Source organism: Eubacterium barkeri (assembly GCF_900107125.1).
Taxonomy (GTDB): Bacteria; Bacillota; Clostridia; order Eubacteriales; family Eubacteriaceae; genus Eubacterium_O; species Eubacterium_O barkeri.
The window spans coordinates 163800-178520 of record NZ_FNOU01000004.1 but is presented as its reverse complement, the minus strand read 5'-3'; the positions used below and the strand labels follow the sequence as shown (position 1 = coordinate 178520).

16 protein-coding genes, 1 tRNA gene and 1 other annotated feature are annotated in these 14721 nt (G+C 44.6%); of the genes, 2 read left to right on the top strand and 15 right to left on the bottom strand.

All coding sequences use genetic code 11. From position 1 onward, the window contains the following. The 14 genes from BLU30_RS04280 to BLU30_RS04215 all read right to left on the bottom strand — a co-directional run. Nucleotides 1-106, bottom strand: a 106-nt coding sequence (locus BLU30_RS04280) for a GTP-binding protein (RefSeq protein ID WP_143024203.1), incomplete at its 3' end; no start/stop codon positions are given. Nucleotides 107-252: 146 nt separating this feature from the next. Continuing rightward, complete coding sequence (locus BLU30_RS04275) at nucleotides 253-1449, bottom strand: AI-2E family transporter (RefSeq protein ID WP_176770823.1); 1197 nt, start codon at nucleotides 1447-1449, stop codon at nucleotides 253-255. A gap of 1 nt (nucleotide 1450) precedes the next feature. Then, nucleotides 1451-2899, bottom strand: coding sequence for a proline--tRNA ligase (gene proS / locus BLU30_RS04270; protein WP_090243809.1), 1449 nt, complete (start codon nucleotides 2897-2899; stop codon nucleotides 1451-1453). A gap of 81 nt (nucleotides 2900-2980) precedes the next feature. Then, nucleotides 2981-4459 (bottom strand): NAD(P)/FAD-dependent oxidoreductase, encoded by a 1479-nt coding sequence (locus BLU30_RS04265; RefSeq protein WP_090243807.1) that lies wholly within the window; start codon nucleotides 4457-4459, stop codon nucleotides 2981-2983. 161 nt (nucleotides 4460-4620) lie between these two features. After that, a complete protein-coding gene (gene rplL, locus BLU30_RS04260; RefSeq protein ID WP_090243805.1) occupies nucleotides 4621-5001 on the bottom strand; it encodes a 50S ribosomal protein L7/L12 in 381 nt (126 codons plus the stop codon). Between the two features lie 60 nt (nucleotides 5002-5061). Next, the gene (gene rplJ / locus BLU30_RS04255) at nucleotides 5062-5586 is read right to left on the bottom strand and encodes a 50S ribosomal protein L10 (protein WP_090243803.1); all 525 of its coding nucleotides are present in this window, start codon (nucleotides 5584-5586) and stop codon (nucleotides 5062-5064) included. 144 nt (nucleotides 5587-5730) lie between these two features. Then, nucleotides 5731-5865 (bottom strand) — a sequence feature (ribosomal protein L10 leader region). Nucleotides 5866-5904: 39 nt separating this feature from the next. Continuing rightward, nucleotides 5905-6594, bottom strand: coding sequence for a 50S ribosomal protein L1 (gene rplA / locus BLU30_RS04250; protein ID WP_090243801.1), 690 nt, complete (start codon nucleotides 6592-6594; stop codon nucleotides 5905-5907). Between the two features lie 94 nt (nucleotides 6595-6688). Then, nucleotides 6689-7114 (bottom strand): 50S ribosomal protein L11, encoded by a 426-nt coding sequence (gene rplK, locus BLU30_RS04245; protein ID WP_090243799.1) that lies wholly within the window; start codon nucleotides 7112-7114, stop codon nucleotides 6689-6691. Nucleotides 7115-7155: 41 nt separating this feature from the next. After that, complete coding sequence (gene nusG, locus BLU30_RS04240) at nucleotides 7156-7695, bottom strand: transcription termination/antitermination protein NusG (RefSeq protein ID WP_090243797.1); 540 nt, start codon at nucleotides 7693-7695, stop codon at nucleotides 7156-7158. 14 nt (nucleotides 7696-7709) lie between these two features. Further along, entirely contained in the window at nucleotides 7710-8096 is a 387-nt protein-coding gene (gene secE / locus BLU30_RS04235) for a preprotein translocase subunit SecE (protein ID WP_090243795.1), read from the bottom strand. Between the two features lie 31 nt (nucleotides 8097-8127). After that, complete coding sequence (gene rpmG / locus BLU30_RS04230) at nucleotides 8128-8277, bottom strand: 50S ribosomal protein L33 (RefSeq protein WP_090243793.1); 150 nt, start codon at nucleotides 8275-8277, stop codon at nucleotides 8128-8130. A gap of 211 nt (nucleotides 8278-8488) precedes the next feature. Next, nucleotides 8489-9004 carry a GNAT family N-acetyltransferase gene (locus BLU30_RS04225; protein ID WP_242873503.1) on the bottom strand — a complete coding sequence of 172 codons (516 nt, stop codon included), beginning with the start codon at nucleotides 9002-9004 and terminating at the stop codon, nucleotides 8489-8491. Between the two features lie 10 nt (nucleotides 9005-9014). Further along, nucleotides 9015-9200 (bottom strand): hypothetical protein, encoded by a 186-nt coding sequence (locus BLU30_RS04220; RefSeq protein ID WP_090243789.1) that lies wholly within the window; start codon nucleotides 9198-9200, stop codon nucleotides 9015-9017. Continuing rightward, complete coding sequence (locus BLU30_RS04215) at nucleotides 9193-10095, bottom strand: NAD(P)-dependent oxidoreductase (RefSeq protein ID WP_340148122.1); 903 nt, start codon at nucleotides 10093-10095, stop codon at nucleotides 9193-9195. Before BLU30_RS04215 ends, BLU30_RS04220 begins: the two co-directional genes overlap by 8 nt. Nucleotides 10096-10321: 226 nt before the next feature. Here BLU30_RS04215 and BLU30_RS04210 point away from each other — a divergent pair. Beyond that, nucleotides 10322-10396, top strand: a tRNA-Arg gene (locus BLU30_RS04210). A gap of 215 nt (nucleotides 10397-10611) precedes the next feature. After that, the gene (locus tag BLU30_RS04205; RefSeq protein ID WP_090243785.1) at nucleotides 10612-14022 is read left to right on the top strand and encodes an EAL domain-containing protein; all 3411 of its coding nucleotides are present in this window, start codon (nucleotides 10612-10614) and stop codon (nucleotides 14020-14022) included. A 30-nt stretch (nucleotides 14023-14052) separates the two neighbouring features. On the opposite strand, the gene BLU30_RS04200 is transcribed toward BLU30_RS04205, so the two are convergent. After that, complete coding sequence (locus tag BLU30_RS04200; RefSeq protein WP_090243784.1) at nucleotides 14053-14688, bottom strand: corrinoid protein; 636 nt, start codon at nucleotides 14686-14688, stop codon at nucleotides 14053-14055. Nucleotides 14689-14721: the final 33 nt, after the last annotated feature.

Genomic DNA, 14721 nt, shown 5'->3' with positions numbered 1-14721 from the left:
ATACGGTGGTGATTGCTGCGGTCAGAGTGGTTTTACCGTGGTCGACGTGACCAATGGTACCAATGTTAACATGGGGTTTGGATCTTTCAAATTTTTCTTTTGCCATTTTGAATAAAACTCCTTAAAAATTGTTTTAGATTACGATGTCTTCATTATATATAAATGCCCTGTGGCTTTCAAGCCTTTTTTCAAAAGACTCATGAATAAAGTTTAAAGCGCCATACTGTGTGAAATTCTGATTTTCAATTACTTTTACTCACTCATTTTATCAATTGTTTCATCTGATGACACCATTAGTTTATTCCTTTCAATCTGGCGGATGCTCAAACGACTGGCGACCTCCTCACGAAGAAGGGTATAAAAGACAGAACATAAGGGAATGGTAATAATCATCCCAACGATACCCCAGCCATTACCACCAATCGTCACAGCAACTAACACCCAAATTGAAGGTAATCCAACAGAGCCGCCAACCACGTAGGGATAAATCAGATTTCCTTCGAGTTGTTGGACGACCAGGAACAATACAATAAACCAAAACGCCTGAATCGGACTGTTCATTAGAATGAGGAAGGCCCCCAGTACACAGCCGATAAAAGCTCCAAAAATGGGAATCAGGGATAAAAATCCAATCAAAACACTAATCATCAGAGCATATGGAAATCGAAAGATGCTCATTGTGATGAAGAAAAGCCCCCCAATAATAACGGCCTCTGTACACTGTCCCGTCACGAAATTCCCAAACGTTTTAGAGGAAAGATCAGCAATAAATAACACACGGTCTGCAACCTTTTCCGGTGCATAAGCATAGAGAATCTTCCGGAACTGCCGTCCCAAGGTCTCCTTCTGAAACAAAGCATAAATCGCAAAGATTAGACCAATGAAGAAGCTTAGAACCCCTCCAGCAATCGAGGTCGCTGCATCTACAGTACCATCGAGGAAGGTCAAGACCCCCCTTTGGAGAAATCCCAAAATACCTGCTTCGATATTACTCCAATCCAGGGACAAATTGGTCAGAAAGTTTGTGATGTCCGGGGACGTCCCCTGAATGCTGTTGATCCATCCCTGGATCTCTTTAATAAAAGCTGGTCCAGCATCTTTAATGACGAGTACCGAATCGGTAAATTCAGGAACAATCAAAAATGATACGACACAAAAAAGCAGGATAATGGCAAACAGCGCCAGTAACAAGGAAATCGGCCGTTTCATTTTCTGTAAGCGCGGTTTTCCAGACACCCACTTTTTCTTAAAAAGCGCGTGCTCAAAAATAGCCATCGGAATATTGATGATAAAGGCCATGCACCCACCAATGATAAACGGAAAGAACAAACCAATGGCCCAGGCAATGCCACCAAGGACTGATTGATAATTCTGGAGGCCAGCCCAGAGCATCAAAGCAAGGACAATCAGCCCAATCATCGCCCGGATATTATGCTTGTTAAATTCCATCTTAATAGGCCCTGGCAAAATAAGCCATTTGATGTGCCGGCCTCCCACAGCAAACACAGGTGCCTTCACCAATGACTTCTTGTTCATCTTCAAAAGGAATACATCGGATTGATGCCCCGGTTTCTTCTTTTACGCGGTCCTCACAGTCCTGGCTCCCACACCACATCGCTTTAATGAAGCCGGGATTATCTGCCAAATTCTGCTTAAATTCGTCCATATCCCTTGCCGTAGAGGTTTTCGCTTCTCGCATGGCCAGAGCCTGGTCGTACATATTCTGTTGGATTGATTTCAGTAACTCTGCTACAACTGTTTTCAATTCCCCAAGGGGAACAAAAACTTTTTCTCCAGTATCCCGACGTGCCAGGACGCATTGTCTATTTTCAATATCCCGGGGTCCGATTTCCAGGCGGATGGGAACGCCCTTCATTTCCCATTGGTTAAACTTCCAACCTGGGGAATTATCACTATCATCTAACTCAACCCTAAAATCCTGTTCCAATTGAGCTTTTAATTCATAAGCCTTATCCAGTACCCCTTCTTTATGCTGTGCTACCGGAAGGATGACCACCTGGGTGGGGGCGATCATCGGTGGTAATACCAGACCATTATCATCTCCATGAACCATAATGATCCCCCCGATTAAGCGGGTAGAAATCCCCCAGGATGTGTGATAAGGATGGGTCTGCTCATTGTTTCGGTCAAGATAAGAAATATCGAAGGCCTCCGTAAAATGCTGCCCTAAGTTATGGGAGGTCCCGGATTGAAGGGCTTGTCCATCGTGCATCAGAGCTTCCATCGTATAGGTTGCAGAGGCACCGGCAAACTTTTCCTTTTCACTTTTTTGGCCCACCACCATGGGAATCGCCATATAATCCTCTGCAATTTCACGATAAATACCCAACATCTGCATGGTTTCAGCCTGGGCTTCCTCCGCCGTTTCGTGGAGAGTGTGGCCTTCCTGCCAGAGAAACTCTGAAGTTCTCAGAAATGGTCGTGTTGTTTTTTCCCAACGAACGACTGAACACCATTGATTGTATAAAAAGGGCAGTTGGCGATAGGTATGCAGCCATTTTGAGTACATGCTACAAATAATGGTTTCTGAGGTCGGACGTACACACAGGGGCTCTGTCAGCTCTTTATCCCCACCCTTTGTGACCCATGCAACTTCTGGCGCAAAGCCTTCCACATGCTCAGCTTCCTTTTTTAACAGACTTTCTGGAATCAGAAGCGGGAAATACATATTCTTATGTCCAGTGTCCTTAAAGCGTTTATCGTAGGCCTTCTGGATGTTTTCCCAGATGGCATAACCATAAGGCCGGATCACCATAAACCCCTTGACCGGTGAATAATCGCATAGCTCGGTCTTGGAGATGACATCAGTGTACCACTTTGCAAAATCCTCTGACCGCGGTGTAATTTCTTTAACTTGGTTTTTTTGCTTTTTACCCATTTATTTGTATGAATTCCTTTCATCGATATGCTTTAATTTTATCATTATAGCATATCCTAAATGGTGTGGAAAGCAGTTTGCTCACTTCCCTTGGCTTTGATCCTTGGATTTCACATAATCAACTATAGCATTTTTCCCGACTCGGTTAACACCAGAGTGCTCAACGTCAAATCCTGGATCCACAGGATAGCCAAGGACCTTTTCCATCACCGCTGCAACCCGAGGCCGGCAAAAGCTTCCCTGACAATAACCCATACCTGCTCTGGTCCGCCGCTTGACACCATCAATGGTGGTGACCGGTATTCCCCGGGACATGGCATCGATAATGGTTTCCTCGGTAACCTGTTCACAGCGGCAAATGATTTTTTCAGGAGCCGAGGGCATATCAATCCTGGCTTTGATTTCTTTAAACGGTAAAAGTTCCTTTTTTTCGATAATGGGCTTACGATAGGGATTAAAGGTCGGATCTTCTTTTAAATCCAGTCCAGTTTCACTAAGAATTTCCACCACAAGGTCAGTAATGGCCGGGGAAGAGGTAAGCCCAGGAGATTGGATTCCCCCACAATTAATAAACCCTGGGACAGCAGTCGCTTCAATGACGAAATCATCGGTGGAGCTCACTGCCCGCACCCCGGTAAAGCTACGGATGAAATTTCGAATATCCAGCTTTTCGGTGGTTTGCTTGGCCTCTTCAAAGATTTTGATGAGACGTTCGGGGTGAGTATCTTTATCCGCTACATCTTCATTAACCGCATCGGGACCAATCAGGAGGTTCCCGTGATAGGTTGGGGTCACAAGGATACCCTTTCCCATTTTGGTCGGCATCTGGAAGAGGACATTATGCACCAGCGAGCCTGTTCCCCGGGCCATTAGCAGGTATTCACCACTGCGTGGCAGAATTTTAAAATCGTCCACTCCAACCATTTCTGAGATTTTGTCCGATTGGACCCCGCCAGCATTCACCACATAATCGGCCTCAAAACGTCTTCCTTCGGTGCTGTTCAGTACAAAGTATCCCTCTGGTGCTTTTTCGATGCTTTCAATTTGGGTCTTCAAAGACAGCTCGACACCATTTGAAATAGCATTTTCGGCCATGGCGATAGCCATTTCGTAGGGGGAACATACCCCAGCACCCTTACAATACAGGGCTGCTTTGACCTCGGGATTGACATTAGGCTCCATGGCCATGATGGTATCGTGATCGATAATTTCCAAGTCCTCAAGGCCATTGGCCAAGCCATTTTCATAAAGTTCTCTCAGTTTAGGAAGCTGCTCATCTTCAAAAGCCAATACCAAAGAACCAATTTTTTCAAAGCCAAAATGCAGCTCTTCATTTAAACGATCAAACTGCATCCGACCTTTATAGCACAAACGGCCTTTGAGCTTTGCGTGGGGCTCTGCATAACCCCCATGGACAATAGCAGAGTTCGCCTTTGTCGCCCCCATTGCCACATCATTTTCCCTTTCTAAGAGTGCTACTTTTAGTTGATAGCGGCTAAGTGCCCGGGCGATAGAGGTGCCAATAATCCCAGCGCCTATAATTGCAACATCATATTTCATCTTGAGTCCTCACCTTCAGTTTTTCTTAATAATAATCCCAGGGGCTTAAAAACAACATAAATTACGGAGTATGACGCATTCCGTTTCGCATCATTTCTATCCTTCTGTTTGATAGACAAAAAAGCGCATCCTCTAATGAGAATGCGCTTTCAATGGTTTGACTATTTAACTTCGACGGAACCGCCAACTTCTTCAATTTTTGCTTTGATTTCTTCAGCTTCTTCTTTAGTTGCAGCTTCTTTAATCGGCTTCGGACATTCGTCTACGACAGCTTTTGCTTCTTTTAAGCCTAAGCCAGTGATTTCACGGACAACCTTGATAACCTTGATCTTCTGGTCTCCAGCAGATGCCAGGATTACATCAAATTCAGTTTGTTCTTCTTCTGCGGCAGCAGCACCACCAGCAGCAGGAGCAGCAGCAACAGCAACAGGAGCAGCAGCGCTGACACCAAATTCTTCTTCAAGAGCCTTGACTAATTCGGATAATTCCAGAACGGTTAAGCCTTTAACATCTTCAATTAACTGGGTTACTTTTTCACTCATTGTTATTTCCTCCAATAATGTTTGTTATTTTCTTTTTTGTTTTAGTCCACAAAGACCGTCTTATGCTTCTGCTTTTTGTTCAGCAATGGCATTAAGCGCCACAACCAAGCCTTTAAGGTTGGCATTAAGCACATTTGCAAAGCCCGCGATGGGAGCGTTGAGGCCACCCAGCACCTTTGCAACCAATTGTTCTCTTGGCGGCAGTTTTGCCAGTTCATCGACACCTGCAACATCCAACACCCGACCTTCAACCACACCAGCTTTAATTTCTAAAGCTTTATGATCTTTAGCAAAGTTACTGAATAATTTAGCAGCTGCGACAGGATCGGATTCACAGAAAGCAATACCAGTCGGTCCGACCAAGCTTTCCAGAAGTCCTTCCAAGCCAGCTTCTTTAGCGGCGAAACGCATCATGGAATTTTTATAGACCTTGTAGTCCACACCCTGATCACGGGCTTGTTTTCTAAGATCTGTAACTTCTTCCACATTAAGGCCACGGTAATCAACAACCACGGTACCCTGCGCGTTTTTCAGCTTGTCAGCAATTTCTTGAACGATGACTTGTTTTGCTTCAATATTCGGCATTCGTGCACCTCCTTCTTCTTTATTGTTCGGAGTGGTAAACACCCCTTTGCAGTAGCTTGTTCCCAATCGTCTGTCGCCTTTGGCTCGGACTCTTGGACAAGCCTTGCATAGGTGCTGTTGACCAAATCAAAGATTTGGACAGCACCAGAGAAGTATAAAGCTCTCTCCACAACGGTGAAGAGAGCTTGGAAATTTCGTAATATCTAAACTCTTACTTCAGCCTCGGTAGGATGTTTAAACGACTGTCCCTACTGTCTATGGATGAAAGAAGCTTTATACAACTTTATTTAGTTTAACATTTCCGATGGAACCCGTCAATTAGATTTTTGCTGGGTTGATTTTGACACCAGGGCTCATGGTACTGGCGATGGTGACACTACGGAAATACTGACCTTTGGCAGCCGCTGGCTTTGCTTTTTTAATGGTTTCCAGCAGTGCACTCATATTGTCAAGGAGCTGTTCTTCGGTGAAGGAAGCCTTCCCGATAATAACGTGGATGATGTTGGTTTTATCCAAACGATATTCCACCTTACCAGCCTTAGTATCCTTAACAGCCTTTGCGATATCCGGGGTTACTGTACCGGATTTCGGGTTAGGCATCAGGCCCTTTGGCCCAAGAACACGCCCTAAACGGCCAACTTTCCCCATCATATCAGGGGTTGCAATGAGAACATCGAAGTCGAACCAGTTTTCTTTCTGGATCTTTTCAATGATTTCATCTTCGCCGAAGAAATCGGCACCAGCTTCTTCTGCTTCTTTGAGCTTGTCGCCCTTTGCGACGACCAGCACACGGACGTCATTCCCTGTCCCATGGGGTAATACCATAGCACCACGGACCTGTTGGTCTGCGTGGCGGGAATCAACACCTAGACGGATGTGGAGTTCGATACTTTCATCGAATTTTGCCGTTGCCATTTTTTTAGTCTGAGCGATGGCAGCATCCATATCGAACAGTTCTTGTCTGTCATAGGATTTGACAGCGTCCTGATACTTCTTACCTCTTTTCATATTGCCTCCTTGTGGTGGTTATAGCGGATAGAAAATACTTTCCTCCCACTTAAGGTGTGGCTTTCGCCACGGGTGTACTATTTCTTCTTCCGAATTATTCTTCTACGGTGATACCCATGCTGCGAGCAGTACCAGCGACCATGCGCATGGCAGCTTCAACACTGGCAGCATTGAGATCGGGCATTTTTAAGGTTGCAATTTCACGGACTTGATCCTGTGAAACTTTAGCGACCTTTGTTTTATTGGGCTCGCCAGAAGCTTTATCCACACCAGCTGCTTTCTTCAGCAGAACAGCTGCCGGGGGAGTCTTCGTCACGAAGGTATAGGAGTGATCCTGATATACCGTGATGACGACAGGAATAATCATTCCTGCTTCATTTGCTGTTTTTGCGTTAAATTCCTTACAGAACCCCATGATGTTAACACCGTGTTGACCCAGTGCAGGACCAACTGGTGGTGCGGGGGTGGCTTTTCCAGCCGGAATCTGTAATTTAATCAGTCCGATAACTTTTTTAGCCATACTAACACCTCCTTCATTTACTTAGTGAAGAATAGTTTTCCTTAAGTGTTCTTGATTTTTTCTATTTGTTCAAACTCCAGTTCAGTCGGGGTTTCCCGTCCAAACATGGAAATATTGACCTTAATTTTTGACCGTTCCATGTTGATTTCCTCAACCAGCCCGGCGAATCCTTCCAGCGGACCATCAACGACTTTGACCTCGTCTCCGACTTCCAAATCAATTCTGACGGTCGCCTGCTTAATCCCCATGCTTTTGAGCTCGGCCTTGGATAAAGGCACAGGCTTACTGGCCGGTCCAACAAATCCGGTAACGCCACGGGTATTCCGTACAACATACCATGATTCATCGGTCATAAACATCTCGACCATGACATAACCGGGAAAAAGCTTCTTTTCTTTGATGACCCGTTTGCCGTCCTTCGTTTCCACGACCTCCTGCACGGGCACCTGAACCTGAAGGATTTGATCCTCCATATTGCGATTTTCAACCGTTGCTTCGATGCTGGCTTTTACCTTATTCTCATAACCGGAATAAGTATGGGCCACGTACCACATCGGTTGATCGTTATTTTCATATTCCATAGTGTTCCTCAGTGCTATTTAGAGCCAATGAGCAAGGCCGCCAGCGCACCAAGTCCCGAGTCAACAACCCAGGTCATTAAAGTCATGATGGCTACGATCCCAGCGACAACCGATGTGCTTTTCATCAGTTCGTCACCAGTGAGCCAGCTGACCTTTTTGAGTTCCGCAAAGACACTTTTAATAAAATCAATGGCACGAACGATGATGTTCGGCTTTTTATTCTTAGCGGTCTTTTTAGGTGCTTTATTGGCTTTGCTGTTTCCGTCTTTGGCTTTCTTGTCCGCTGTCACTTCATTCTTTTCCTGCTTTACCACTTCTGGTGTCACAGTATTCTGTTTAGTGACATTGGACCGTTTCTGGCCTGACGGTTTGCCCTTTTTAGTCTTTTTCTTTGCAGCCATCTTTTTCCTCTTTTATCGACTGAAGCCAGTCTTACTTGGTTTCTCTGTGCAGCGTATGTTTCTTGCAGAAACGACAATATTTCTTTTCTTCCAAACGATCCGGATTATTCTTTTTATTCTTCATTGTATCATAGTTCCGTTGTTTGCATTCTGTACATGCTAAAGTAACTTTAACTCTCACGCCCAGCACCTCCTGTTACATTAATATCATTCATTATTTATAAACGAATCTTTACTTAAATTTGTTCACCGATACAGGATACCACATGAGATATCCCGCTGTCAACGGCACAATAAAAAAAGGCATAGGCTGCCTTTTCCTGACAATAGAATTATTATACCTGATTCTTTATTTTTTTTCAAGCTGTTTTTTCAAGGTTAACCATAAACCATCATAATTTTAGTCCCAACTGATAGCAATCCGTCGTTCGCCCGTCAATTTCCACAATATCCGGGAAAGTTCCCCATATTCTAAACCTGAATTTATGCGCCAGTCGGATACTCTTGAAATTATCTGCAAAGACGATAAGCATCAGATGCTTCAATCCTTCTTGACGGCTGACGTCAATAACATAGGCCATCAGGATGGATCCGATACCCTGGCTGTGGAAATCTGAATCAATATAATAGCTGAGTTCACAGGCCTTTCGGAACCCCTCCCGACCTGATCGATATGCATTAATCGCCATCCAGCCCAATACAAAGCCATCCTGGTCTGCCACGTAAATTGAATGGATCCCATCCTCATGATCCTTAAACCATTGCTTTCTTCCCTCCATGGTTACCGGCGTTAACAGTGCCGTCACCTCTCGCCCTGCAATGGCCATATTCAAAATATCCAAAATCCGCTGGTAGTCTTTTTTCTCAGCCTTTCGAATAATGACGTCATTTTTCTTCACTTCTGTCACAAATCCAAGCCTACTTTCTCTCATTTTTATTTTTAAATGCAATGATCACAGTTATGATGAAGAGAATACACACAAAACCCGCGATCCCGATAACCGGAGAAAGAACAATCCCCAAAAGGGCAATAAGTACTGGTGTACACAGTGCCAACAGGACTAATCCTCCCAAAAGGATGAGGTATTTTTTCCAATCATCCACAAGGTTCCCCCCGATGACTAAAATAATGAAAAAGTGCCTGGGTCCCTAAATCCCCGTACCCCTCTTCTTCCAGACAGCGATACATGGCCAAGACTTCTTTTAAGATAGGGAGTGACATCCCTTTCTTTTCCGATTCCTCCAGACTAATACCCAGGTCCTTAACCATATGTTTCAGGAAGAAGCCCGGTGCATCATCCCCTGCCACCATCTTCGGTCCGAGGTTAGACATCTGCCAGCTACCAGCCGCCCCTGCTGAGATGCTCTCAAGCATCCGATTCAGATTAAGGCCCTCAGCTTTACCATAGGCCAGGGCTTCACACACGCCGGAAATAGCCCCTGCAATGGCAATTTGATTGGCCATCTTTGTATGCTGGCCCATTCCCGCATCCCCTTCGTAGATGATATTGCTTCCCATGGCTTCAAAAATGGGCAGCATCTGGCTAAACACAGACTGATCTCCGCCAACCATAATAGAGAGTGTTCCTTTTTTTGCGCCGACATCTCCCCCTGAAACCGGTGCATCCAAAGCCGAAAGGCCCCGAGCTTTTGCTGCGGCGTAAATCTTCTGGGACAAACTGGGACTCGTCGTTGTCATGTCAATGAGAATAGTTTCTGGAGCCGCCATATCAATGATACCACCTTCACCGAAATACACTCCCTCAACATCCCGCGGGTAGCCAACCATGGTGATCACCACGTCCTGATTTTGAGCACAGGCTCCAGCATTTTCAGCCAAGCGTGCCCCATCCTGAACAAGACCCTCAGCCTTGGATTGGCTCCTATTATAAACCGTCAGACAATGTCCTGCATCCATTAAATTTTTTGCCATGGATTTCCCCATGACACCAGTACCGATAAATCCAATTTTCATCTGATTACCTGTTTCTAAAAGTATTTTGGTGAGCTATTATAGCATGATTATTGTCCCTTTGCCAACTTTTTTTCATAAAAATATAATCCTATTTACTGTCCATCCTTTTACAACGATCCCTTTACCACTTTCGGTCACTTTGTGATCTATTTTCATACCCTCCAAATGTTATGTCCTTTCCAGTGGTTTGTGAATGAAGGATTAATCTGTTGCAATTTAAATGGGTTTATGCTATCATAGCACCGGTTGCGCCCCCGTAGTTAAATGGATATAACAAACCCCTCCTAAGGGTTAGTTGTGAGTTCGATTCTCGCCGGGGGTGCCATATGGCACCTGGCACTGACTGTCCGTTATTCGACGGACTTATTTTTTTGCCTTCTCTTACACAGTAGAACTTCAACGAATATTTTGCATTGCATTTAATGTTTTTTTAAGGTATCATGACACCATATCAATTCGTAAATCCAGCTTTAAATTCTAGCCTTATAAACAGCATTACTTTTTGGAAATACCTTAGGGGAAGAAAGGGAATGATCACGCATGAAAAGGAAAGTTCTCATTGTTGATGACCAATCAGTTAACCGAAAAATTCTCAACAAAATTCTATGTGACCAGTATACCATTTTAGAAGCCTCAAATGGTCAGGACGCTCTGACGATTCTTAAAGATCAAGGGCCAACGATCTCGGCCGTTCTCCTCGACCTGATCATGCCCGTTATGGATGGATATGATGTGTTAAACACTTTATCGGCAGACCCAGCATTATCGTCTATCCCAATCATTGTTGCTTCCCAAATGGATAAAGAGGAAAATGAGGGCAAGGCCCTGGAACTTGGTGCCCGGGATTTTATTGTAAAGCCTTACAACCCCTCGGTCTTACGGAAGCGTCTTGACAACCTCATTGAGCTTTATGAATCGAATATTTACCTAAACCGAATTGAACGAGATCCTCTAACCGGGCTGTATAATAAAGAAACCTTTTACCGCCGGGCGACAGATATCCTGGAGAAGGACTCCAAGCTTGAATATACACTTTTAGTGGCCGATATCGAGCGTTTCAAGCTGGTTAATGACAGTTTTGGCCGGAGCGAAGGGGATCGGCTCCTTTGCTATATTGCAAAACAACTTGACCAAGCGGTCTCTGCCCGCTCTGGGATCTGTGCCCGGCTTAACGCGGACCATTTCGTTACACTGCTCCCGGAAGCCCTCAGTGAAAACACTTTTTCCAAAATTGTATCCATCACAGAGGAACATCTATCCCACTATCCCCTGAGCATGAAAATCTCTTTAAAATTTGGTGTTTACCCCATTATCGACCGGGAAATTCCAGTGGAAGGGATGTGTGATCGGGCGATTTTAGCCGCCGATAGCGCAAAGGGGCAATATCACTGTGTTTATACCTACTATGATGATTCAATCCGCACACGAATGCTGCGGGAGCAAAAAATTATCGACAGCATGAAAAACGCAGTGCAGGAAGAACAATTTTTGGTTTATCTGCAGCCGAAGTATGATTTAGAGAGCGAACGCATTGCTGGTGCCGAAGCCCTTGTACGGTGGGAGCATCCTGAGCTCGGATTTTTAAGCCCCAATGAGTTTATCCCCCTTTTTGAATCCAATGGTTTTATTACTGAAATGGACTGCTATATCTGGGATAAAACCTGTGGGATTATTTCAGACTGGGTACGAAAAAGCAAAAAATATGTTCCTGTTTCTGTCAATGTCTCCCGGAAAGATATTTATCAGGCTGATCTCCCGGCGATTCTTACCCGTATTACTAAAAAACATGGGCTTCGCCCAAGTCAGCTCCATTTGGAGATTACCGAAACCGCCTACACTGAAAATCCAGAGCAGCTGATTGGTATTGTCACTCAATTAAAGAATTTAGGATTCATCATCGAAATGGATGACTTTGGCAGCGGCTATTCCTCACTCAATATGCTTTCGGAATTGCCCTTAGATATCCTTAAGCTCGATATGCGCTTTATCCAAAAGGAAACGGATAAAGACAGTAGCCGCAATATCTTAAGCTTTATCATCAGCCTGGCAAAATGGATGAACTTATTAGTTGTTGCAGAGGGCGTCGAATCCCGTAACCAAATTGAACTTTTGCGCAATATGGACTGTACCTATGTCCAGGGTTATTATTATGCCAAACCCATGCCATCCACTGAATTCACTGCAATGTTAATGAATGCTCAATTGGCCGCTCCCATTTCCGCAGCGGACAAGGATTGGCAGGAAGGCGCCATCCATATCCATAAGGATAATGGCAATGAGGTCATGCTCATTGTCGACGATATCCAATTAAACCGTGCTATTTTGGCCGAATATTTTCAAAATGCCTACACCATCGTTGAAGCCGATAATGGAGAGGTCGCCTATCATTATATTGAAGAGCATTTTGATGAAATTGCGATTATTCTTTTGGATCTTATTATGCCAGTAGCTGATGGTTTTCAACTTCTCAAACGACTTCGGTCAAATCCCCTCCTTACGACGATTCCAGTAATTGTGACTTCCCAAGCGGGTGAAACCAGTGAGGCACAGGCATTTGAACTGGGCGCAAGCGATTTTATTCCTAAGCCGTATAATATGGATATCGCCATCCATCGGGTCCAGAATGTTACCGCCCGTAACGCCATTCAAACCTTGGAACGCGAAAAACGTATGCTCACCAAAATGAAGCAACTTGCTCTAGAAGCGAAACTGGACCAATTAACAGGAATTTATAACCGCATGGAAATGGAACGCCAGGTTCAGGAGTTTTTTTTGACCAATCAGGATCAATCTGCTATTTTTTTCATGTTGGATATCGATAATTTCAAAGCCATTAATGACCGCTTTGGACACGACCAGGGGGATGTTGCCATCCAACGAGTAGCCAATACCTTACAAACAATGTTTCGGGAGGACGATCTCGTCTGCAGAATGGGGGGCGATGAATTTGCTGTTTTTATGCGGGCACAGTTTACCCACGTCCAACTCATCCATCGTTTGGAACAAATGAGTACTAAATTACGCTTTAAAATAGGGCCTATTGAGGTCACTTGCTCCATTGGGGTCTGCATATCACCAAACTATGGCACTGAATATCAGGATGTTTATCATAATGCCGATGTTGCTTTGCTCACCGCTAAGCGTTTAGGGAAAAACCGCTATCATATTTTTGGTGGCGAAGCACGCCTCCCCGACCAAGTCATCCATCGTAATTTAGACTGGCTCCTCGACGAATCCAGCGATGCCATCGTCGTTATTGATCCTGAAACCTATGAAATTTATTATCTTAATGATGCTGCCTGCACCTTATCTGGAAAGAATAAAGAAACGTGTTTATCCCTGCCTTGTTATAAAGCAATTTGGAATAATTCCAAACCGTGTTCCCATTGTGTTCACATTAGTAAGTTAACACGTGATTATTGTGAGCATGAAATCCAATCGGAGTACTCTGAAAACAGCTATATCATCAAAGGAAAGCTCATCGATTGGGGAAATCAGCAGGCCCGAATCCAGTATATCCAGGATAATACTAATCGGGCCCGCATCTCCCGAAAAGCGGAATCTTTGGCAAAAGATCGCCAGTTACTCTTGGATTTACTTCCTGGTGGCCTCATCCGATATAATGCATCGACCTTGGCACTGACCTTTATCAATGAAAATATGTTAAATAATTTGGGCTATGACCAGGACACATTCCGCCAAAAATACAGGTATCGTTTCGACTTGATGATCCCCCCGGAAGATCGAATGCGTGTCTTAGAAGAGATCCAAGAACAACTAACACACGGCGATACCTATACCAGTCTCTACCCAATTGAAAGAATTGATGGCTCTTTCTGTACCGTCTACAGCACCGGTCACTATACTTCAGGCCCACGGGGTGGCGAGATTTATGCCAACCTCATAGAAGTCCCTCATATCACGGAAAAAAAGCCAGCTGACGTTTTGTGACGTCGGCTGGCTTTTTTTGGCAATAATTTTTTATGCCGTCAATTCTTTTGCCTTGGTTGCTGCACTCGCTGCATCGTCCGCATAACCATCGGCTCCAATTTCATCTGCAAATTCCTGGGTGATAGGGGCCCCACCCACTAATACCTTGAAGTCTCCCCGACTATCCATTTCGTTAAGCACTTCTACGGTACTCTTTAAAGAGGGCATGGTCGTGGTCAACAATGCCGACAACGCCACCACTTTGACATCGGGATTGGCTTTTACGGTTTCAATGAATTTTTCCGATGGGACATCCACCCCCAGGTCAATGACTTCAAAGCCAGAGCTTTCCAGCATCATCCCCACCAGGTTTTTCCCAATATCATGAAGGTCCCCAGCGACGGTTCCCAGGATGAGTTTCCCGGCTGCGCCTACAGAATCTCCGGCGAGATGGGGTTTGAGCACATCAACCCCCTTCTTCATAGCCCGGGCAGCGACTAACATTTCCGGAACAAAGATTTCATTTTTCTGGAATTTTTCCCCGACAATCCCCATGGCATCAATCATTCCAACATTTAAAATTTCATTGGGATCACATCCTTCTGCAACGGCTTCCTGAACTAATTGGACGACAACCTTTGATTTCCCACCACTGACTGCTTCTGCGATTTCTTGAATTTTAGACATTTTTCTACTCCTCTACTCTCTTAAATCTCTTTG

What these genes read in the sequence shown, in the direction of transcription:
- nusG (WP_090243797.1), bottom strand. Translation starts at nt 7,695, where the DNA reads ATGGAATATGAAAATAACGATCAACCGATGTGGTACGTGGCCCATACT.
- BLU30_RS04200 (WP_090243784.1), bottom strand. Translation starts at nt 14,688, where the DNA reads ATGTCTAAAATTCAAGAAATCGCAGAAGCAGTCAGTGGTGGGAAATCA.
- rplK (WP_090243799.1), bottom strand. Translation starts at nt 7,114, where the DNA reads ATGGCTAAAAAAGTTATCGGACTGATTAAATTACAGATTCCGGCTGGA.
- rplJ (WP_090243803.1), bottom strand. Translation starts at nt 5,586, where the DNA reads ATGCCGAATATTGAAGCAAAACAAGTCATCGTTCAAGAAATTGCTGAC.
- BLU30_RS04275 (WP_176770823.1), bottom strand. Translation starts at nt 1,449, where the DNA reads ATGGAATTTAACAAGCATAATATCCGGGCGATGATTGGGCTGATTGTC.
- proS (WP_090243809.1), bottom strand. Translation starts at nt 2,899, where the DNA reads ATGGGTAAAAAGCAAAAAAACCAAGTTAAAGAAATTACACCGCGGTCA.
- BLU30_RS04265 (WP_090243807.1), bottom strand. Translation starts at nt 4,459, where the DNA reads ATGAAATATGATGTTGCAATTATAGGCGCTGGGATTATTGGCACCTCT.
- rplL (WP_090243805.1), bottom strand. Translation starts at nt 5,001, where the DNA reads ATGAGTGAAAAAGTAACCCAGTTAATTGAAGATGTTAAAGGCTTAACC.
- BLU30_RS04205 (WP_090243785.1), top strand. Translation starts at nt 10,612, where the DNA reads ATGAAAAGGAAAGTTCTCATTGTTGATGACCAATCAGTTAACCGAAAA.
- rplA (WP_090243801.1), bottom strand. Translation starts at nt 6,594, where the DNA reads ATGAAAAGAGGTAAGAAGTATCAGGACGCTGTCAAATCCTATGACAGA.
- secE (WP_090243795.1), bottom strand. Translation starts at nt 8,096, where the DNA reads ATGGCTGCAAAGAAAAAGACTAAAAAGGGCAAACCGTCAGGCCAGAAA.